Source organism: Rhizobium sp. CCGE531 (genome assembly GCF_003627795.1).
Taxonomy (GTDB): Bacteria; Pseudomonadota; Alphaproteobacteria; order Rhizobiales; family Rhizobiaceae; genus Rhizobium.
The window spans coordinates 3,470,001-3,490,261 of the sequence record NZ_CP032684.1; the positions used below are offsets into that span (position 1 = coordinate 3,470,001).

Sequence of the window (20,261 nt, forward strand, 5' to 3'; positions counted from 1 at the left end):
ATTCCTGCTGCGCAACCCTGTTCCCACGGGCGTCTTCAAATCAGGCTTCGGCATGCGCCGCCACCCGATCCTCGGCTTCGCGCGCATGCATACCGGCGTCGATTGGTCAGCGCCCCGCGGCACGCCGATCATCGCGGCCGGCAACGGCATCGTCGAAAAGGCGAGCTGGGATTCGGGTGGCTTCGGCAACCAGACCCTTATTCGCCACGCGAACGGCTACGTCTCCTCCTATAATCACCAGAGCGCCATCGCCAAGGGTATCGTTCCGGGCGCGAAAGTGGTGCAGGGCCAAGTGATCGGCTTCATCGGCTCGACGGGTCTCGCAACCGGGCCCCACCTGCACTACGAGCTGATCGTCAACGGCACGAAGGTCGATCCGCTGCGCATTCGCCTTCCCGGCGGCAAGTCGCTGGAAGGCGATGCGCTCGCCAAGTTCCAGGAAGAGCGCAAGCGCATCGATACGCTGCTCAGCGACGACAAGTCGAAGCAGATCGCCAGCAAGTAGCCGAGCTGTACCCTCTCCTATTTGCGGCCAGGTCCGATAGCAAAATGGCGGCCCGAAGACCGCCATCTGTGTTTGTTCACCCCGTGCCGCTGAGAGCGGTTCAATTTTTACGCAATCTCTGAACCGCTCTATCTCTTTGTTTCCTAGCAATTCCGGACGGAAAACCGCTACGCACTTTTCCTGGAATTGCTTCAGGCTGCCTCGTGCACGGCCTGGCGCGGACGGAACAACAGCCGGTCCGAACCGCTGGTGACCTTGACGAGCGATCCATCCGGAATCTGACCCGAAAGGATCTGCTCAGCGAGCGGATCCTGGACATATTTCTGGATCACCCGCTTCAGCGGCCTTGCGCCATAGATAGGATCGTAGCCCTTGTTGGCCAGCCAATGGCGGGCATCTTCGTCGAGCTCGAGGGTGATCTTGCGCTCCGACAACAGCTTCAGCAGCCGCTCCAGCTGGATATCGACGATCGCGCCCATCTCATCGCGCTTCAGGCGGTGGAACAGGATAATCTCGTCGATACGGTTCAGGAATTCGGGCCGGAAATGCGACCGGACCACATCCATCACCTGCTCGCGCACCACGTCGCTGTCATCGCCGTCCTTCAACTGGGTCAGATATTCGGCGCCCAGGTTGGAGGTCATGATGATCATCGTGTTGCGGAAGTCGACCGTGCGGCCCTGCCCGTCCGTCAAGCGTCCGTCATCCAGAACCTGGAGTAGGACGTTGAAGACATCGGGGTGCGCCTTCTCGATCTCGTCGAACAGCACGACCTGATAGGGCCTGCGACGGACAGCTTCGGTCAGCGCACCGCCCTCCTCGTAGCCGACATAGCCGGGAGGGGCGCCGATCAGCCGGGCCACGGAGTGCTTCTCCATGTACTCGGACATATCCATGCGCACCATGGCCGTGTCATCGTCGAAGAGGAAGCGGGCAAGCGCCTTGGTCAGCTCCGTCTTGCCGACGCCGGTCGGACCGAGGAAGATGAACGAGCCGATCGGCCGGTTGGGGTCCTGCAGGCCCGCGCGCGAACGGCGAACGGCGCGCGAAACAGCCTGAACGGCATCACCCTGGCCGACGACCCACTTTGCCAGCTCGTCTTCCATCCTGAGCAGCTTGTCGCGCTCACCTTCCAGCATCTTGTCAACAGGAATCCCCGTCCAGCGGGAAACGATCTGGGCGATGTTATCGGCCGTGACCACTTCCTGCACCATGGAATCGCGGGCGCCGTCCTGCTCTTCCGCAGCCTTGAGTTCTGTCTCCAGCTTCGGGATCACACCATAGGCAAGCTCGCCGGCGCGCTGGAACTCGCCCTTGCGCTGGGCGATCGCCAGTTCGTTGCGCGCTTCGTCGAGCTGCTTCTTCAGATCGGCGGCCAGACCCAGCTTCTGCTTCTCGGCCTGCCAACGCGCAGTCAGCGCATCGGCCTCCTCTTCCAGCGAGGTGAGCTCCGTCTCCAGCCGTTTCAGCCGGTCGGCCGAGGCCTGGTCGGTCTCCTTCTTCAGCGCTTCGCGCTCGATCTTCAGCTGGATGATGCGGCGATCCAGTTCGTCGAGCTCTTCCGGTTTCGAATCCACCTGCATGCGCAGGCGCGCCGCCGCCTCGTCCATCAGGTCGATGGCCTTATCCGGCAGGAAGCGATCGGTGATGTAGCGGTTCGACAGCGTAGCAGCCGCCACCAGGGCGGCATCGGCGATGCGGACCTTGTGGTGCTGCTCATATTTTTCCTTCAAGCCGCGCAGGATCGAGATCGTGTCCTCGACCGTCGGCTCTTCGACCATGACGGGCTGGAAGCGGCGGGCAAGGGCCGGATCCTTTTCGACATGTTTGCGGTATTCATCGAGCGTGGTCGCGCCGACGCAGTGCAGCTCGCCGCGGGCAAGCGCGGGCTTCAGGAGGTTCGAGGCATCCATGGCGCCATCGGCCTTGCCGGCACCGACCAGCGTGTGCATTTCGTCGATGAACAGGATGATCTCGCCGTTTTCCGACTGCACCTCGTTGAGCACGGCCTTCAGCCGCTCTTCGAACTCGCCGCGAAACTTCGCGCCGGCAATCAGGGCGCCCATGTCGAGCGCCATCAGCTTCTTGTCCTTCAGCGATTCCGGCACGTCGCCATTGACGATGCGCAGCGCCAGGCCCTCGACGATGGCCGTCTTGCCGACGCCGGGCTCGCCGATGAGCACGGGGTTGTTCTTGGTACGGCGGGACAGGACCTGGATGGTGCGGCGGATTTCATCGTCGCGGCCGATTACCGGGTCGAGCTTGCCGTCGCGCGCCTCGGCGGTGAGGTCACGGGCATATTTCTTCAGGGAATCGAAGCCCTGCTCGGCATTGGAAGAGTCGGCGGTGCGGCCTTTGCGGATATCGTTGATGACTTGATTGAGCGCAACCGGCGTAATGCCGGCCTTCTTCAGGGTTGCCGACGTCGAAGCCGTGGGCTCGATCGCCAGCGCCTGCAGGAGACGCTCGACGGTAACGAAACTGTCGCCGGCCTTCTTCGCGGCTTCCTCGGCGGCCGCAAAGACCTTGGCGAGCGGCTGCGAAAGATAAATCTGGCCATCGCCGCCGGAAACCTTCGGAAGCTTGGCAAGTGCGGCATCATTGGCAAGGCGGGCGGCCTTGGCGTCGCCGCCGGCGCGTTCGATCAGCGAGGCAGCCATGCCCTGATCGTCGTCCAGTAGCACCTTCAGCACATGTTCGGGAGCGAACTGCTGGTTACCCTGCGCGAGCGCATAGGTCTGGGCGGATTGCAGGAAACCACGCACCCGCTCGGAGTATTTTTCAATATTCATATGAGACCTCCATGAATCGCTCTGCCCTGACCGGCGCAGACCGATGATTGAGATTGAGCCCCCTCAAGAGGCGGGCCCGCCTTTCCGCCATTGAGATTTGCGGCAAGGCAACTGGGGAGAATATGGGAGGATATTTGAAGAGTTTAAAGGGTCGCGGAATGGAAAAACCGACCGGAGTTGCTCCATCCGCTTCTGCAGTTGAAGAAGCGCCGCTTAGAGCAGTTCCAGGAAAAGTGCGCAGCGGTTTTCCGTCCGGAATGCGTGAAAACAAGAGCATAGAGCGCTTTCGCGATCCGAAGAAAGGGGAGAGGCTCTAGCCCCGAAAGAGAGCTTCCCGCTTGTACAAAAAGAAATGGCGGCTTCCGCCGCCATTCCCGCATTCTCGCTTCAATAGTCCGGCTCGCTCCTGCGGAACGACTTATTCCGAATTAGCGTCAGCCAAAGCCGGCGCCTCGCCTGAAGCAGCCTCGCCCTCACCTTCGCCCTCATCGGCGGCGGCGCTGCGGCGCGGCTGGCGACGCGGACGGTTGCCGCCGGCGCTGCGGCGGCGCGGCTGGCGCTCGGTGGCGCTCACCGCCGGGGTTTCCTCTTCGATCGCGACTTCGGCCGGGATGCCTTCGATTACCGGCTGCGGACCGGTGCCGTTGATCGCTTCCTGCTCGGGAGCCGGAGCGGCGGCAGCGGCCGGAGCCTCATGCCGCGGGCGAGCCGGAGGCGGAGCCATCTGCGGCTGGTCGTCGATCTCGCTTGCATCCATATCGTCGATATCACGGTCGCCCGTGTCGCGATCATTGTAATTGTGCTGATCGTCGCGCTGATAGCGCTCCTGCATCTGCGCCTGGGCGCTGGCAATGATCCGATTATAGTGCTCGGCATGCTGCAGGTAGTTCTCAGCCATAACGCGGTCGCCGGAGCTCTGGGCATCGCGAGCCAAGGCCGCATATTTCTCGGCGATATGCTGTGCGGTTCCGCGGATCTTTACATCGGGACCGGAGCTATCGTAAGTCCTGGTCAGCGGGTTCGAGCCCTTGCGGTTGAAATTGTTGTTGTTATTTCCGCCGCCACCGTTGTTGTTGTTACCACGCCCCCGACCGCGCTTGTTTTGCTGTCCTGGCCTCATAGATCCTTCACCTGAATTCTCTTCGTTGGGATAAAATCATACACGACACCTGCCGCCGCGGTTCGGAGATTCCCGAACCAGGGCCTGCGTGCCGCAAGCAAACTGCGCTTTAGCGCCGGTCTGCCGCTCGACTACGTCAGATTAAACTGATCACGCATTGGGTTATCTTCAACCTTTGACACTCTTACCAAAGAGCGGATCCCCGAGGCTGTCCAAGATAAGCGAATCGTCTCGCCTATTCCCAGCCGCCCAACGCGTGAGCGCAACCTATATTGCTTCCTCAGGAAATCCAAGCTTTTTCTTTGCGATAACAACAGGGGTTCCACAAATCCGCTGCAAAATGTCGCGTTAATGTTGAAATTCAAACACAAGGACCCGGTCGTTCTGGCCGTAGTCACGAACCGCTTCGACAAGGGAAAATCCTGCTCCTTCAAAAATTGAAGTCACCGTTTCACGCTGATCGTAACCGATCTCTACCCCTATCATGCCATCCGGATGTAGAAACCGCGCCGCATCCTTTGCGATCGCCCTGTATGCATCCAGCCCATCAAGGCCCCCGTCAAGAGCCGCGGGAGGATCGAAATCCTTTACTTCTGGAGCGAGAGTGGAAATGACACTGGACGCAATATAGGGCGGATTTGAGACAATCACATGAAAACATTCGTGGATGGCATCAAACCAGCTTCCATGCGCAGTGCCAAACCGCGCCGCTAGACCATTCTGCTCAGCGTTCCCGCGAGCGGTTTCCAGCGCCTCGCTGGAAATATCGGAACCTACGCCCGTTGCTTTGGGGCATTCATGAAGCAGAGCCAGGCAGATGGCTCCCGTTCCCGTTCCGATATCCAGTATATGGACATTGCCGACCTTGGATTCAAGACGCCGCATATGTGGCAGCATCGTATCGACGAGAATTTCAGTATCGGGCCTTGGTTCGAGCGTCGCCGCCGAGAGCCGCAGGGAGAGGCCGTAGAACTCCCGCTCGCCAAGAATCCGATGGACAGGCTCATGGTTGAGCCGGCGGGCAATCGCCGCCCTCACCGCCGCCGCATCCTTCGCAGACACGTCCTCGGAGCCTCGGGTCACCAGTTCGGTGGCGGCGAGGTGAAGAAGGCCGCCGACAAGAATGCGCGCTTCCGTGGCGGGATCGTCAAGGTCGGCCTCGGCAAAACGAGCGCGCACCTCCTGCAGGAGTCCGGAAACGGTCGACCCCTGCCCGCAGCTCATGCCTGTTCGCCGAGCTGGGCGAGCTGGCTCGCCTGGTAATCCGCCAACAGCGCATCGACCACTTCGTCGATCTCGCCGACCATCATCCGGTCGAGCTTGTAGAGCGTCAGGTTGATGCGGTGATCGGTGATGCGTCCCTGCGGGAAATTATAGGTGCGGATGCGTTCGGACCGATCGCCGGAGCCGACCTGGCTTTTGCGGTCGGCGGAACGCTCGCTGTCGGCGCGCTGGCGCTCCATGTCGAACAGGCGCGACCGCAGCACCTGCATCGCCTTGGCGCGGTTCTGGTGCTGCGACTTTTCCGAGCTCGTGACGACGATGCCCGAGGGAAGATGGGTGATGCGCACGGCCGAGTCGGTCGTGTTGACATGCTGGCCGCCGGCGCCCGAAGAGCGCATGGTGTCGATGCGGATATCCTCGGGCCGGATTTCGATATCGATTTCCTCGGCTTCCGGCAGCACGGCAACGGTTGCCGCCGAGGTATGGATGCGCCCGCCGGCTTCGGTTTCCGGCACGCGCTGTACGCGATGGACGCCGGATTCGAATTTCAGCCGGGAGAACACGCCCTTGCCGCTGATCGTAGCGATGATTTCCTTGTATCCGCCCGCTTCGCCCTCGCTGGCGGACAGAACCTCCACCTTCCAGCCATTGGCGGCCGCGAAACGCTCATACATGCGGAAGAGATCGCCTGCGAAAAGTGCTGCCTCGGAACCGCCCGTGCCGGCGCGGATTTCGAGGATCGCGCTCTTCTCGTCGGCTGCATCCTTCGGCAAAAGCTCGATCTGGATCTCTTTTTCCAGCGTCTCGATGCGCTCCTTGACCTCGGGCAGCTCCATCTCGGCGAGGTCGCGCATGTCACGGTCGACGGACTTATCGGCGAGCATGGTTTCAAGATCGGCGGCTTCGGAGACGGCGTGCTGATAGTCCCGAATCTTGATCACGACCGGCTGCAGTTCGGAATATTCGGAAGCAAGCTTTACATAGACATCCGCGGCCGGACCGGCGGACATGCGCGCCTCGATCTCGCCGAAACGGCGTTCCAATTCGCGCATCTTTTCAATGGGGAGCTTCGCCACCCTCTACTCCAATTCTTCTTATTATCTCTGCTGTGATGTGATGCGCATGATCTTGTCCGGAAACCGCTTCGTGTCTTTCAGGATCACACGCTAAAGCGGAATATTGTGGCTCTCGGCGAAGCGCGCAAGGATATCCCGCATGGAAGTCGTCGGCTGCCTGTCATCGAGCGCGGTCTCCATGACATCAGACAGGGCCTGGAGGTCGAGCCCGAGCAGCATCGCCTTGACCGGACCGATCGAGGCAGGCGACATCGAAACCGAGCGGAAGCCGAGGCCGAGCAGGGCCATCGCCGAAATCGTCTTGCCGGCCAGCTCGCCGCACAGCGTCACCGGTGTCTTGTTGCGCTCGCCGGCGCGCACGATATCGCGCAGGATGCGCAGGAAGGGCCGTTCGAGCGGATCGAAGCGGTCCGACACGCGCGCATTGCCGCGGTCCACCGCCATCGCGAACTGGAACAGATCGTTGGAGCCGACGGAAACGAAATCGACTTCCGCCATCAGCTCATCCAGCTGCCACAGCAGCGCCGGCACTTCCAGCATCGCTCCGAACTGGAGCTTGCGCGGCAGGCCGTGTCCGAAGCGCGAGAGATGCTGCACTTCCTTCTGCAGCAGCTCGCGCACGGCCCTGATCTCGGAAACTTCCGTGACCATCGGCACCATCATCTTCAATTCGTTGTCGGCCGCGGCCTTCAGCATAGCCCTGAGCTGCGTGCGCAGCAGGCCCGGCCGGTCGAGCGAGAGGCGGATGGCGCGCCAGCCGAGCGCCGGGTTTTCTTCCTCATGCGCGCGGAAATAAGGAACGACCTTGTCGCCGCCGATATCAAGCGTGCGGAAAGTCACGACGTGCCCGACCGCCTGCTTCATCACATTGCGATAGAAGGCTTCCTGCTCTTCGGCCTTCGGCATAGTCGAGGCGATCATGAACTGCAGCTCGGTGCGGAAAAGGCCAATACCCTCGGCGCCGGATTCGGCAAGCTGCGGCAGATCGACCAGCAGGCCGGCATTCATCATCAGCGTAACGCGTTGCCCGTCCCGGGTGACCGGCTCGACCGCCCGCAATGCACGGAACTGCTCCTGCCGGCGGGCACGAAACCGCACCTTCTCCTCATAGGAGCGCTGGTGATCGGCCATCGGCCGGAGATGCACATGGCCGCCATCACCATCGATGATGACCGAATCGCCATTCTCTGCAAGCGCGACGACACCTGCCGCCTGCCCGACGACGGGAATGCCCATGGCGCGCGCGACGATGACGACATGGCTCGTAACCGCGCCCTCTTCCAGCACCAGGCCGCGAATGTTGGCGCGGGGATAATCGAGCAGTTCCGCTGCACCCATGGCGCGCGCGAAGATGATCGCATCGTTTGGAAAACCCTCGGCGCTGGTGCGGCCCGAATGGCCGATGAGCTGCCGGAGCAATCGGTTCGCCAGGTCCTCGAAATCGTGCATGCGCTCGCGAAGATAGGGATCGGTCAGGCGCATCATGCGCGCCTTCGTGTCGCTCTGCACCTTTTCGACCGCCGCTTCCGCGGTCAGGCCATTGCGGACGGCTTCCTCGAGCTTGCGCACCCAGCCCTGGTCGTGCGCGAACATGCGGTAGGTTTCAAGCACCTCGCGATGCTCGCCCTCCATCGAGACGTCGCGGCGCGACAGCATGTCGTCGATCGAGATGCGCAGCGAGCCGAGCGCTTCGGCCAGGCGGCCGATTTCCTTGTCGGCATCATCGTTCAGCAGGTTGGTGACGACGATGCGCGGCTCGTGCAGAACGACATAACCGAGGCCGATGCCTTCATTGTAGGTATCGCCGTCGATGGTGACAGAGCGGGTGAGATCGAGCTCCAGGCCGGGCTTGGTGATCTTCTTCAGCTCGCCGGTGGCGATCATTTCGGCCAGCACCATGGCCGTCGTTTCGAGCGCCTCCAGCTCTTCCTCGCGATAGGTGCGGCTCGCCTTGTTCTGAACGACGAGAACGCCGAGCGACCGCCCCGTGCGCAGGATCGGCACGCCGAGGAAGGAGTGGTAGATCTCTTCGCCGGTTTCCGGCAGGTAGCGGTAGGCGGGATGCGATTGCGCGTCCGAAAGGTTCAGCGGCTGGGCGGAGGCGGCAATCGTGCCGACAAGGCCCTGCCCCATCTTCAATTGCGAAAGGTGGACGGCCTCTTTCTTCAGACCCTCGGTAGCATAAAGTTCGAGGACGCCGTCCGCGCGCAGCACATAGACCGAGCAGACCTCGGCGACCATGTTGCTGGCAATCTGGCGGACGATCCGGTCAAGGCGCTCCTGCGGCTCCAGCGGCTCCGCCATCAACTCGCGTAGCCGCTTGAGCAGAACGCGTGGACCGCCGGATAGGTCTCTCATTGCGCCACTAGCTCCCGAATCAAGATGTCATGCCCGTCTTGCCCCACGTCAGGGCCGGCCGAAACTCGCCTCCGTCACGGTCCGTTGTCAGCAGTCCTGAATCAACTCTTATCCAGACCGTAGCAGGAATGCAAAGTCCTGACTGCGAGTTCTGCGTAAGGACCATCAATCAGGATGGAAATCTTGATTTCTGACGTCGTAATGGCCTTGATGTTGATGCCTTTTTCGGCAAGTGCCCGGAAAGCGGTCGCGGCAACGCCGGCATGCGAGCGCATGCCGATGCCGATGACCGATACCTTGACCAGACCTGATTCGCTCTGGACGACGTCGTAGCCGATCTTTTCCTTGTTTTCGCCAAGGACGCGAAGCGCCTTGGCGACATCGCCGGAAGGAACGGTGAAGGTCATGTCGGTCTTGGAACCGTCCTCGGAAATATTCTGGACGATCATGTCGACATTGATGTGGTTTTCGGCCAGCGGCCCGAAGATCGCGGCGGAAACGCCCGGCCGGTCGGCAAGACGGCGCAGCGAGATCTGAGCCTCATCCTTGGCATAGGCAATGCCGGTGACTACTTCCTGTTCCACGATTTCATCCTCGTCACAAATCAGCGTTCCGGGCGGGTTGAGCAGATCGCCCATGCCCGGAGCATCGGGATCCTCGAAAGAAGAGCGCACGAAGGTGCGGACCTTGAAGACCATGGCCAGTTCGACCGAGCGCACCTGCAGCACCTTGGCGCCGAGAGAGGCCATTTCGAGCATTTCCTCGAAGGCGATCTTCTTCAGGCGGCGGGCCTTCGGCTCGATACGCGGATCGGTCGTATAGACACCATCGACGTCTGTATAGATGTCGCAACGGTCCGCCTTGACGGCGGCGGCGATCGCGACTGCCGAGGTGTCGGAGCCGCCGCGGCCGAGCGTCGCGAGGCGATTGTCCGGGCCAAGACCCTGGAAGCCGGCAACGACGGCGACCTGGCCTTCCCCCATCCGGCGGATCATATCCTCGCCGTCGATCTCGAGAATGCGGGCCGCCCCATGCGCATTGTCGGTGCGGATCGGGATCTGCCAGCCCTGCCACGAACGGGCATTGATGCCCATGGCCTGCAGCGCGATCGCCAGCAGGCCGGAGGTGACCTGCTCGCCCGAGGCGACAACCGCGTCATATTCGCGCGCATCATAGATGGAATGATCGGCGCCGGTGACTTTCGGCATGTTCTGGACCCAGCCGACCAGCTCGTTGGTCTTGCCGGACATGGCGGAAACGACGACTGCCACTTCATGGCCGGCATCGACCTCGCGTTTCACATGGCGTGCGACGTTCTTGATACGGTCCAGATCCGCGACGGACGTTCCGCCGAATTTCATCACGATGCGTGCCATGTGCCTCTACCAGTACCCTGCGCCGGGCGGCCGAATGCGGAAAGCCCGACATGCAAAATCGCCCTCCCGGTTCGGTAGCCGGAAAAGCGTGATCTCAATGGGGCCGTCTCTTAGCGAGTTTGTCGGGCGGGTGCAATAGCATGGCACACCCGGCGCGACAAAAACTATACTTTAATAGTCAACTTTCAAAGTCGACCAGAGCTTGTCAAGAATTCCGCCTTCCCTCGGGATATTTTCCTTGTTGAGGAAGGTGGCGACGAGTATGCCGCCCTCCGGCCGGCCGGTCGCGACAATCTCATATTCCATGACATCGTCGTCCGTGGTGGTTTCCGCCTTCACGCCCTTCAGCACCCTTCCGCTTGGAAGCGTGCGTTGCATGGTCTGCTTGGTTATCTTCGCGCCGCCGCTGAGGCTTTCCTGCACCATCTGCTGCAACACGACATCGGCGTTGCCGGACGGATCGAGGCCTTTATAGACCTGCACGATGATGCCGGTGCCGATCGGCGTCATCAGCGCATATTGCTGCACGCCGTCGCCGAGATCCGTCTTTGCGACGGTGAGCTTGCCATCGTGATCGAAGGAAAACTTGCCGCCGGTGAACGTCACCGAATCGCTGCGCTGCAGCTCCACCGGAACCTTGCGGCCATCCTTCATGGTGACTTCGAATGTATCGCCGGGATTGATGCCCACCACGACACCATCGATCGTCAGGCGATACCCCTTGCTGTCCCCAGCATTTGCGTGGCCAACAACAAGGCAACCCATGGCGATAGCCGTCGCGAGACGGAGTGGTCTCATGAGGAACTCCTCTATACGCCGGTCGATCGGAATCGATCCCGGTTCTGAAAGTCCATTTCACAGCCCGGCGATTGATCGGCCATAAGATACCTCCATGTCAACCTCGGGATCGCAATTCGCTGCCGCCGATCGGCGCACCCACGGGCGATCGATGGCCACAGCCCTTGACATCGCGCATCGATCGTCCGACTTCACACGGAGAGGCATTGTTGCTTGCGCTCGCCCGGACCACGGCATGGCGCAGATCACGGAGTGAACCATGAGCGAAACGGCAAAGAGCACGATCGACCAGAGCGAAGTCGACCGTTTTTCCGCCATGGCGGCCGAGTGGTGGAGCCCGACCGGCAAGTTCAAGCCATTGCACAAGTTCAATCCGGTGCGCCTGGCCTATATTCGCGATCACGCCTGCGAGAATTTCGGCCGCGATCCGAAGAGCAGCCGGCCGCTGGAAGGCCTGCGCGTGCTCGATATCGGCTGTGGCGGCGGCCTGCTGTCCGAGCCGGTGGCGCGCATGGGTGCCGCGGTCGTCGGCGCCGACCCCTCGGAAAAGAACATCGGCATTGCCACGACCCATGCGAAGGCCTCGGGCGTTCCTGTCGATTATCGCGCCGTTACCGCTGAGCAGCTGGCCGAGGCGGGCGAAACTTTCGATATCGTGCTGAACATGGAAGTGGTCGAGCACGTCGCCGACGTCGAATTCTTCCTCTCCACCTGCGCGAAAATGGTGCGCCCCGGCGGCCTGATGTTCGTTGCGACCATCAACCGCACCATGAAGGCAGCCGCCCTTGCCATTTTCGCGGCGGAAAACGTGCTGCGCTGGCTGCCGCGCGGCACCCATCAATATGAAAAGCTCGTGCGTCCGGAAGAAATCGAAAAGCCGCTTGCCGCCGATGGATTGGAAATCGTAGCCCGCACCGGCGTCTTCTATTCGCCGCTGCAGGACCGCTGGAACCTCTCGAAGGATATGGACGTCAACTACATGCTGCTGGCGAAGCGGGCGAACTTGAGCTGATCGCCCGCCGGCGAACCGGCATCAAACCTTCAATGTCATGACATGCGCCAGCAACTCGCCTTGCGTTGCGGCATTCAACGCGACGAGCTCCTTGATACGAAGGCGGTCGATCTCAAGCGGCTGACCATCTGGTCCATAGGGCTGCTTGAACGAGAACGCCGTCCGGCTTGCTCCACGGTCGTGAAGATGTTCGAGCCGCTCGACGCCGTCCTTCCACACCGGAACGGTCCCGGCATCCACCCACCAAAGAACAAGCGGCGGCCAGCTTTGCCTGACATTCCATTGCCGTGCATGTTTCAAGGCGTCGGCATGCACGCCGCTATAGGTAAATGCCATCAGCGACTCGATATCGGTCCAGAGCGACAGCGACGATGGCGCCGTGGTAAATCCGCTACCTTCGATGAAACGCGGAAAGACCTGTTCGCCCCAACAGGAGGGTTGCGGCTCGCCCGGATAGCCGGAACGGCCGATGAAGCCGCTTGCGCGAGCGGCCGCCTCGAAGTTTGCCGCTTCACGCAGGCGAAATCCTTCGACGTCGGGGCTTTCATAGGCCGCGACATGCAGCCCGAAATTATACATGGCAAGATGCTTGCCGGCGCTCGCCGGCATCAGTTGACGTCGTCAGGCAGTACGGGGATAGCGGCGATCTCGATGCCTTCCTCGACGAGAGCCTGCGCCTCGTCCGGCGTCGCCTTGCCGATGATCCCGCGCGCATCCGCCTCGCCATAGTGGATCTTGCGGGCTTCTTCCGGGAACTTGGCACCGACATCCTCGGCATTCGCCTTGATGGCGTCGACCGCTTCCTTGAGCTTTGTCATCGCGTGCTTGCGCGCGGCATCCATGGCGAGCGTCTGCATCTCGTCCTTCCTGCGCGCCGTCGAAACCGAAGGCGCCATCAGGAGCTTGGAGATCGCAGCCGAATTGCAGACGGGACAGGTGAGGAAACCGCTTGCGACCTGGCGGTCGAAATCGGCGCTTTCGGAAAACCAGCCCTCGAACTCATGGGCATTGTCACAGCTAAGCGAATAACGGATCAAGCAGCGACGCCTCCAGCCGCCGGCGTCGCGATCTTCTCAAGCGAGAACTCGCGCGCATTCTTCAGGTTCGGTATCTTGTCATGGGCCAATTTCACCGCGGCGACATCGATCTCGGCGATGACGACCGCCTCCCCCGTGCCGCCGGCTGATGCCAGCACCTTGCCCCACGGGTCGATGATCATCGAATGGCCGAAGGTTTCGCGGCCGTCCTCATGCTTGCCGGCCTGCGCGGCGGCAATGACGAACATGCCGTTTTCGATGGCGCGGGCGCGCAGCAGGATTTCCCAATGCGCTTCGCCCGTCTGTTTCGTGAAGGCGGCGGGCACAGTCATCACCTCCGCGCCGGCAACGGCCTGGGCGCGGAAAAGCTGCGGAAAGCGCACGTCGTAGCAGATGGAAAAGCCGAGTTCGGCAAAGGGCAGCGACGCGATGCGCGCTTCAGAACCCGGACGGTAGACGGCGCTCTCGCGCCAGCTCTCGCCATTGTCGAGATCGACGTCGAACATATGGATCTTGTCGTAGCGGTTGATGAGCTTGCCGTCGGGACCGAAGAGGAAGCCGCGATTGGCGATCTTGCCGTCATCGAGCGCGATAGCCGTCGAGCCGATATGCAGGTGGATACCGAGCTCCTTTGCCAGCTCGGATGCCGTCTTGACGATGATATCGTCCGGCTCGTCGCGCAGCACGGCGCGCATAGCAGGCCGATCCTTCTGTACCGCGCCCGTCATCTCCGGCGTCTGCACATAGACAGCACCCTGCGAGACGGCTTCACGTACCAGGCGCGCCATGTCGGCTGCGTTCTTCACCGGATCGACGCCGGAACACATCTGGATGGCAGCGGCCTTGAAGCTCATCGTTTTCTCCCTCGTCGGAACAGATCAGGCTGATAGCATCGGGTCGAGCTTGCCGGCCCGCTCGAGCGCGTGAATATCGTCGCAGCCGCCGACATGCTCGCCATCGATGAAGATCTGCGGGAAGGTCGATCGGCCGTTCGCCTTGGCGATCATCTCCTGCCGCATCTCGGGCGAATAGGTGGCGTTGTGCTCGACATAGTCGACGCCCTTGGATTCGAGCAGTGATTTCGCACGGGCGCAATAGCCGCAGAATTCACGCGTATAAATAACGACGGATGCCATGATCCACTCCGGAAAAGCTCAGATTGAGTGTCATATAAGATGGCCGACGACCCTTGCAAAGGTCAAAACCGTGACATCGGCGGCGCCTGCTTTCTTCAGGGCCCGCGTCGCCGCCGCAACCGTCGCGCCAGTCGTATAGACGTCATCAACGAGAACGATGCGCCGCCCGAATATATCGGCCGCCCGGTGCTCGGAGACGGCAAAGGCGCCACGCACATTGTCCTGCCGCGCCTTCGCCCCGAGGCCGACCTGCTGGCTCGTCCGCTTGACGCGCAGGAGCGTTGCAGCCAGTAGCGGCTTGCCCGAAAGGCGGCCGATATGGCGTGCGAGTTCGGCCGCCTGGTTATACTTGCGCGCAAACAGCCGCGCCCGGTGTAGCGGCACCGGAATGATTGCATCACAGGCCGCGACCGTCCCGTCGCTGGCACGCAGCATCCAGCCGGCCATCATCGGCGCGAGATCGGTGCGATCGCGATATTTCAGGCTGAGAACGAGATCGCGCACGATGCCGTCATGAACGGCGGCGGACCGCAGGCGATCGAAGACGGGCGGATCGGCAATCGCCTCGGCGCTGAGAATGCCGGCACCGAGATCATGGGAAAACGGGCTGCCCAGGACTTCGCAATAGGGCCGCTCGATAAAGCGAATATCCGACCAGCATGCGGGGCAGAGGCCCCGATGCGTCCCGGCCGAGACCCCGCAACCCGGACAGGCGGGAGGATAGACGAGATCGGCGAGCGCCACAAAGGGCTTTTTCAGCCCGGCGCTGAGCATAGAAAAGGTGATTTCGCGTCCCATCATCCCCATATGATTGAGACTAGCAATTCCAGGAAAAGTGTATAGCGGTTTTCCTGGAATTGCTTGAGAGCAAAGGGCTAGAGAGTGATTCAGCGATCCCGTGAAGCGCTGAACCACTCTCTAGCTTTTTCCCGCAGGCCTTGCGAAGGGAAAACGCGCGGCGTGCCCGGCACGCCTCGCCGAATTGATGATATTACAGGAAACCGCCATGGAAATCGTGTTCGACCAATCGCTGCTTTCGGCCCGCAAGCGCCGGGCGCTGAGACAAGGCGACCCGAAAGCAGCCTTCCTGCTCGATATTGCCGCCGGCGAACTGGCGGAGCGGCTTGGTGTGACCGAGCGCCATTTCGACGAAGCCGTCGAACTGCACGGCGCGACCGGCATCACCGCGCGTCTGGCTCTGGCGACCGGCAAGATCGGACATCTGAGAAGGATCGAAAACGAGGTCGGCTTTGCCGCCCCCGGCGAGACCCTTATCGAGGCCCCGCCGGAAGAATTGCCGCTGGAGGCGGACTCGGTCAATCTCGTGCTTTCGCCGCTCAGCCTGCATGTCACCAACGACACGCCCGGCGTCTTCATCCAGATACGCCGGGTCTTGAAGGCTGACGGTCTTTTCCTGGCGGCGATCCCCGGCACCGGTACCTTGCAGGAATTGCGCGACGTGCTGCTTGCAACCGAGATCGAGCTGACGGGCGGCGCGAGCCCGCGTGTCATCCCCTTTGCCGACGTCCGCGACGTCGGCGGCCTGTTGCAGCGTGCCGGCTTCACCTTGCCCGTCATCGACACAGAGGCCTATACGGTGCGCTACGACAACCTGTTTGCCTTGATGCGCGACCTGCGGGCCATGGGCATGACCAATCCGCTTGTCGATCGCAGCCGCAAGCCGCTGACGCGCGCCTTCTTCCTGCGTGCGGCCGAACTCTATGCCGAACGCTATTCCGATCCGGATGGCCGGATCAGGGCGACATTCTCGATCATCTACGTCTCAGGCTGGACGCCGCACGAAAGCCAGCAGAAACCGCTGCGGCCGGGCTCCGCCAAGGCGCGGTTGGCGGATGCGCTCAAGGTCGAAGAGCACAAGCTGAAGCAATAACCGGCACGCCAAGGCTAGCCTGGTCTCACGTCAGCTCAGTTCTGCGACGCTGCCGAATTCTGCATCGTGCTGGAGAGCGTGTTGAACACGCCGGAGAGGCTGCCGCCGAAAGCGCCGACACCGCTGATGATCGCCGCCGACATCAGTGCGGCAATCAAACCATATTCGATGACCGTCGCACCGGTCTTGTCACTGAAAATACGCCGTACGGAACGCATAAGCTCGGGGCTCCCAGCATTGGACAACAGATGAATCCGATGCTCATCATGGCATCCGGCAGGCTATGCTCAGGCACCAGAGCATTTCCGCCTTTCTTCGAATCGCGAAAACGCTCTATCTTTTTGTTTCCTTACGCATTCCGAACGGAAAACCGCTGCGCGCTTTTCCTGGAAATGCACTACTGGCAGCCGCTGTCGGCGCCATAACCCTGGACGATGCAGACCGAACCCGGTTCCCGCTGCAGCACGCTGCGGCGGATCGTATAACGCTTGCCGTTTTCAGTCTGCGGGATCGAGCCGGTGATAACATTATCAATGTCCGGCGCGCTGGCAAGCACGCGGGACTTCGATTTGTCGGAGAGCATCGGCGTGAGGATGAGCGAAAGCGCAACCGCGGCTGTCCCGAACAGCAGAGCGATATTCAACGCGCCCGTCTTGCGCGACGTGGAATAGGACTGCTCTTTCTCTTGAACAGCTTTCCAGAAATCGTCGTCCATTATGTCAAGCCTTCTTTAACGCACCCAACAATCGCTTGATTGAGAGAATTGAATGCCAGAAGGTCATAAACGATCCCTTAATATCCACATGCAAATTAAAGAGACGTAAAATTCCGGGACAGTGCCTGATTCGGCCTAGAAGGCTGATATTACATGGCTAATTTTCGTTAACCATATTTGGCATGTGTCGCCCTCGGACGAGCTTGCGGGCCGCCGGAGACATTTACAAAAATGCTTTCCCTGGTCGCACATAAAACCCCGCCTGCAAAACACAGCCATAAGCAAATATATATTGGATTTACAATTAAAAATTGTATATGCCACGGATGCCGATCAACATGGGCAGACGAGTTCCTAATTTTACAGGAACGACCGTGGCAACCTTCCTGAAGATAGCCGGCGGCTTTATCATCGCGGTGGGTCTGCTCATTCTTGCATTCGTTCTCGTGGTGGGTCGTAACGACCCGTTGACCTCGGAACCTCCTCCAGCTTTCGGCGTCATTCTCGCTGGCGCGCTTATTTGCGCCTTCGGCTTGATGCTCGAGCATCTGGAAACAATCAGCCGGCATTCGGCCAAGCAGGCCGAGTTACTAACCGAGCTGGTCCGTAAAATGCCCAAGGCGGATTCCGCAGCCAGGCCCTCTGAGGCAAACAGCCTCGATCAGCTCACGAAGTCGAACTTCCGTTTTAAGGATATATGACACCAGCCGTGACTTCGGCAGAGAAGGGAGCAGTTCCCAGCAGGAATTGCCAAAACCCTAAAGCAGATCCTGCAGGAACGGGATCAAGGGCTCGTCGGCCGGCGGCATCGGGTAGTCGCGCAGCGCCTGCGGCCGCACCCATTTGATCGCCTGCCCTTCCCGGCCGTGCGGGATTCCTTCGAAACGCCGGCAGATGTAGAGCGGCATCAGCAGATGGAAGGTTTCATAGGTATGGCTGGCGAAGGTCAGCGGCGCGAGGCAGGCGATTTTCGTCTGGATGCCGAGCTCTTCCTCAAGCTCGCGCACCAGCGTTTCCTCGGGCGTTTCACCGGCCTCGACCTTGCCGCCGGGAAATTCCCAGAGACCGGCGAGCGACTTGCCTTCGGGACGCTGCGCCAGAAGAATGCGGCCATCGGCATCGATGAGCGCGCAGGCGGCAACGAGGATGATCTTGCGGCCTGCTTCGCTCATGCGGCCCCCGGCGGTTGCCAATAGCAATAACGATAGGCCTCGCGGAAGCCGAAGCGGATGTAGAGCGCCAGAGCCGGCGCGTTGTCGGCGCTGACCTGAAGCCAGGCGGTCTTGGCGCTGCGCATACGCGCCCAGCGCAACGCCGATGTCACGATCTCGACGCCCAGGCCCTTGCGCCGATGCTGCGCGGCAACCGAAACCGACATGATGCCGGCAAGATCATTGTCCTGTACGCAGAGCGTCGTCGCCAGCGGTCCGACCTCGGCATCCTCGATGACGAAGAGACCCGATGGCGGCTTGATATTGCTCACCACCTCCGCCAGCGCCGGCTTCAAAGCAGGATCGGCTTCATCGACAATGAGGCTTGCATCCACGAAGCGGCCGACATCGTGGCTCGGCAGATGATCCAGCATATCCGGCAGCTCGAGATCGACCAGATCGGCGGTCATGACGATCGTCTCGTCGAAGCGCGTCCAGCCGCGTTCCCGCAGAAGGTCGATGAGCTTCGGCGAGGCGAGCGGCGTCTCGCGCACCACCATCGGCCGGCCATAGGCCTCGAACTTGCGCTGCGCCTTCGTCAGCCGGATCTCGAGATCGCGATGATCGGAAGGATCGAGCGGCACGACCGAATTCAACCGCTTCGACGGGTGCCCGGCCGTCAGCCGCACCTGCCAGCTGCCGTCATACTGCACGGACGATGCGGGCCAGGCCCGGAAGCCGACGGCTTCGAGCCTGCGCACCAAAGGCAGCTTGTTTATCGTGGACTGCGCATGCATCGGCTAAATATCAGCTCCGGTAGTCGCCATTGATGGCAACATATTCCTTCGTCAGGTCGCAGGTCCAGACCGTTGCGCGACCATTGCCGAGGCCGAGATCGACCTTCACGGGAATATCCTGCTGCTTCATGACGTTCGAGGCGGCTTCCTCGGAATAGGAAGAATCACGCTCGCCGTTGACGGCAACGCGGACATCGCCGAACCAGATGGCAAGCTTGTCGCGATCCGCCATTTCGCCGGCCTTGCCGACTGCCATGACGACACGGCCCCAATTGGCGTCCTCGCCGGCGGCCGCGGTCTTGACCAGCGGCGAATTGGCGATCGAAAGCGCGATGCGCTTGGCGGCGGCGTCATTTTCAGCGCCGGTCACGGTGATCTCGAGCATTTTGGTGGCGCCTTCACCGTCACGAACGACCTGAATGGCGAGATCCTTGAGCAGCTCGTTGAGCGCCGCGCGGAAAGCCTCAAGCTTCGGATCGTCGGCGCGGTCGATATGCGCCTGCCCGTCAGCCGCGGCAGCACCGGTGGCAAACAGCATCAGCGTATCCGAGGTCGAGGTGTCGCTATCAACAGTCATGGAATTGAAGCTAGGGCCGACGCCTTCGGAAAGCAGCGCCTGCAGAGCGGAAGAAGAGATGTCGGCATCGGTGACGACGAAGGAGAGCATCGTCGCCATGTCGGGTGCAATCATGCCAGCGCCCTTGGCAATACCGTTGATGGTGACCTTGACGCCGCCGATCTCGGCACTGCGGGTCGCGACCTTCGGATAGGTATCCGTGGTCATGATGGCCTTGGCGGCTTCGAACCAGAAATCGCTGACGGCATCCTTCGCCATGGTGTCGAGCACGCCGGCGAACTTGGTGGCGTCGAGCGGCTCGCCGATAACGCCCGTGGAGGCGAGATAGACTTCGTTTTCACCGCAGCCGACGGCCGCAGCCGCGGACTTGGCGGTCAGTTCCGTCGCCTGACGGCCCTTCAATCCGGTAAAGGCATTGGCATTGCCGGAATTGACGACGACGGCGCGCGCGCTGCCATGCGCGAGGTTCTGGCGGCAGAAATCGACCGGAGCCGAAGGACACTTCGAACGGGTGAAGACGCCGGCAACGGCAGCCGGCTTGTCGAAGACCATCAACAGGACATCGGTCCGGTTCTTGTACTTGATGCCGGCGGACGCCGTGGTCATGCGCACGCCGCGCAGGGCGGGCATGGCCGTGAAGGTTTTGGGAGCGAGCGGAGAGACGGAACCAGACATGAGAGCCACCCTGAACGAGCA

The 20,261-nt window shown here is 61.3% G+C and carries 22 protein-coding genes (1 of these 22 only partly in view); 5 read left to right on the forward strand and 17 right to left on the reverse strand.

Translation table 11 applies throughout. From position 1 onward, the window contains the following. A protein-coding gene (locus CCGE531_RS16895; protein ID WP_120665265.1) for a M23 family metallopeptidase crosses the window boundary here: on the forward strand, positions 1-505 show its final stretch. 1,436 nt of this gene lie to the left of the window's left edge; only the last 505 of its 1,941 coding nucleotides appear in the window; its start codon lies off the left edge, out of view; its stop codon occupies positions 503-505. Between the two features lie 191 nt (positions 506-696). Here the strand turns inward: CCGE531_RS16895 and clpB are convergent, their stop codons facing one another. Continuing rightward, positions 697-3,297 (reverse strand): ATP-dependent chaperone ClpB, encoded by a 2,601-nt coding sequence (gene clpB, locus CCGE531_RS16900; protein ID WP_120665267.1) that lies wholly within the window; start codon positions 3,295-3,297, stop codon positions 697-699. Positions 3,298-3,455: 158 nt separating this feature from the next. Between clpB and CCGE531_RS34285 the strand changes: the two genes are divergently transcribed. Further along, the gene (locus CCGE531_RS34285; RefSeq protein WP_162943918.1) at positions 3,456-3,614 is read left to right on the forward strand and encodes a hypothetical protein; all 159 of its coding nucleotides are present in this window, start codon (positions 3,456-3,458) and stop codon (positions 3,612-3,614) included. Positions 3,615-3,715: 101 nt separating this feature from the next. Here the strand turns inward: CCGE531_RS34285 and CCGE531_RS16905 are convergent, their stop codons facing one another. The 6 genes from CCGE531_RS16905 to CCGE531_RS16930 form a co-directional block, all read right to left on the reverse strand. Further along, entirely contained in the window at positions 3,716-4,417 is a 702-nt protein-coding gene (locus tag CCGE531_RS16905; RefSeq protein WP_120665269.1) for a DUF4167 domain-containing protein, read from the reverse strand. Between the two features lie 348 nt (positions 4,418-4,765). Next, positions 4,766-5,641 (reverse strand): peptide chain release factor N(5)-glutamine methyltransferase, encoded by an 876-nt coding sequence (gene prmC / locus CCGE531_RS16910; RefSeq protein ID WP_120665270.1) that lies wholly within the window; start codon positions 5,639-5,641, stop codon positions 4,766-4,768. Continuing rightward, entirely contained in the window at positions 5,638-6,717 is a 1,080-nt protein-coding gene (gene prfA, locus CCGE531_RS16915) for a peptide chain release factor 1 (RefSeq protein ID WP_120665272.1), read from the reverse strand. The genes prmC and prfA overlap by 4 nt, the downstream gene beginning before the upstream one ends. 90 nt (positions 6,718-6,807) lie before the next feature. After that, positions 6,808-9,075: a phosphoenolpyruvate--protein phosphotransferase gene (gene ptsP / locus CCGE531_RS16920; protein ID WP_120665274.1), complete on the reverse strand. Its 2,268-nt coding sequence runs from the start codon at positions 9,073-9,075 to the stop codon at positions 6,808-6,810. Positions 9,076-9,176: 101 nt separating this feature from the next. Further along, the gene (locus CCGE531_RS16925) at positions 9,177-10,451 is read right to left on the reverse strand and encodes an aspartate kinase (RefSeq protein ID WP_120665276.1); all 1,275 of its coding nucleotides are present in this window, start codon (positions 10,449-10,451) and stop codon (positions 9,177-9,179) included. 171 nt (positions 10,452-10,622) lie between these two features. Continuing rightward, a complete protein-coding gene (locus tag CCGE531_RS16930) occupies positions 10,623-11,249 on the reverse strand; it encodes a hypothetical protein (protein WP_120665278.1) in 627 nt (208 codons plus the stop codon). A 259-nt stretch (positions 11,250-11,508) separates the two neighbouring features. On the opposite strand from CCGE531_RS16930, the gene ubiG reads away from it, so the two are divergent. Continuing rightward, complete coding sequence (ubiG, locus tag CCGE531_RS16935; protein ID WP_120665279.1) at positions 11,509-12,261, forward strand: bifunctional 2-polyprenyl-6-hydroxyphenol methylase/3-demethylubiquinol 3-O-methyltransferase UbiG; 753 nt, start codon at positions 11,509-11,511, stop codon at positions 12,259-12,261. A gap of 21 nt (positions 12,262-12,282) precedes the next feature. On the opposite strand, the gene CCGE531_RS16940 is transcribed toward ubiG, so the two are convergent. The 5 genes from CCGE531_RS16940 to CCGE531_RS16960 are packed head-to-tail and all read right to left on the reverse strand — an operon-like array spanning position 12,283 to position 15,241. Further along, positions 12,283-12,870 (reverse strand): DUF3291 domain-containing protein, encoded by a 588-nt coding sequence (locus CCGE531_RS16940; RefSeq protein WP_120665281.1) that lies wholly within the window; start codon positions 12,868-12,870, stop codon positions 12,283-12,285. Beyond that, complete coding sequence (locus tag CCGE531_RS16945; RefSeq protein ID WP_120665283.1) at positions 12,870-13,298, reverse strand: DUF1178 family protein; 429 nt, start codon at positions 13,296-13,298, stop codon at positions 12,870-12,872. The genes CCGE531_RS16940 and CCGE531_RS16945 overlap by 1 nt, the downstream gene beginning before the upstream one ends. Beyond that, positions 13,295-14,152 (reverse strand): carbon-nitrogen hydrolase family protein, encoded by an 858-nt coding sequence (locus CCGE531_RS16950; protein ID WP_120665285.1) that lies wholly within the window; start codon positions 14,150-14,152, stop codon positions 13,295-13,297. Before CCGE531_RS16950 ends, CCGE531_RS16945 begins: the two co-directional genes overlap by 4 nt. A 24-nt stretch (positions 14,153-14,176) precedes the next feature. Then, complete coding sequence (grxC, locus tag CCGE531_RS16955) at positions 14,177-14,434, reverse strand: glutaredoxin 3 (RefSeq protein WP_120665287.1); 258 nt, start codon at positions 14,432-14,434, stop codon at positions 14,177-14,179. Positions 14,435-14,464: 30 nt separating this feature from the next. Continuing rightward, positions 14,465-15,241, reverse strand: a complete 777-nt coding sequence (locus CCGE531_RS16960) for a ComF family protein (RefSeq protein ID WP_120665289.1) — start codon at positions 15,239-15,241, stop codon at positions 14,465-14,467. A gap of 199 nt (positions 15,242-15,440) precedes the next feature. Here CCGE531_RS16960 and CCGE531_RS16965 point away from each other — a divergent pair, with 199 nt between their 5' ends. Then, positions 15,441-16,325 (forward strand): methyltransferase domain-containing protein, encoded by an 885-nt coding sequence (locus tag CCGE531_RS16965; RefSeq protein ID WP_120665291.1) that lies wholly within the window; start codon positions 15,441-15,443, stop codon positions 16,323-16,325. A 35-nt stretch (positions 16,326-16,360) separates the two neighbouring features. On the opposite strand, the gene CCGE531_RS16970 is transcribed toward CCGE531_RS16965, so the two are convergent. Together CCGE531_RS16970 and CCGE531_RS16975 are read right to left on the reverse strand one after the other, a co-directional pair. Further along, positions 16,361-16,543 (reverse strand): Flp family type IVb pilin, encoded by a 183-nt coding sequence (locus CCGE531_RS16970; protein WP_120665293.1) that lies wholly within the window; start codon positions 16,541-16,543, stop codon positions 16,361-16,363. A 179-nt stretch (positions 16,544-16,722) separates the two neighbouring features. Then, positions 16,723-17,040 carry a hypothetical protein gene (locus tag CCGE531_RS16975; protein WP_120665295.1) on the reverse strand — a complete coding sequence of 106 codons (318 nt, stop codon included), beginning with the start codon at positions 17,038-17,040 and terminating at the stop codon, positions 16,723-16,725. A gap of 374 nt (positions 17,041-17,414) precedes the next feature. Here CCGE531_RS16975 and CCGE531_RS16980 point away from each other — a divergent pair, with 374 nt between their 5' ends. Then, positions 17,415-17,741, forward strand: coding sequence for a hypothetical protein (locus CCGE531_RS16980; protein ID WP_120764123.1), 327 nt, complete (start codon positions 17,415-17,417; stop codon positions 17,739-17,741). A 57-nt stretch (positions 17,742-17,798) separates the two neighbouring features. On the opposite strand, the gene mutT is transcribed toward CCGE531_RS16980, so the two are convergent. From mutT to argJ, 3 genes are read right to left on the reverse strand one after another with little or no spacing between them, the layout of a single operon-like run. Then, a complete protein-coding gene (gene mutT / locus CCGE531_RS16985; protein ID WP_120665299.1) occupies positions 17,799-18,212 on the reverse strand; it encodes an 8-oxo-dGTP diphosphatase MutT in 414 nt (137 codons plus the stop codon). Next, complete coding sequence (locus tag CCGE531_RS16990) at positions 18,209-18,988, reverse strand: GNAT family N-acetyltransferase (protein ID WP_120665301.1); 780 nt, start codon at positions 18,986-18,988, stop codon at positions 18,209-18,211. Before CCGE531_RS16990 ends, mutT begins: the two co-directional genes overlap by 4 nt. A gap of 10 nt (positions 18,989-18,998) precedes the next feature. Further along, a complete protein-coding gene (gene argJ, locus CCGE531_RS16995; RefSeq protein WP_120665304.1) occupies positions 18,999-20,240 on the reverse strand; it encodes a bifunctional glutamate N-acetyltransferase/amino-acid acetyltransferase ArgJ in 1,242 nt (413 codons plus the stop codon). Positions 20,241-20,261 lie beyond the last annotated feature (21 nt).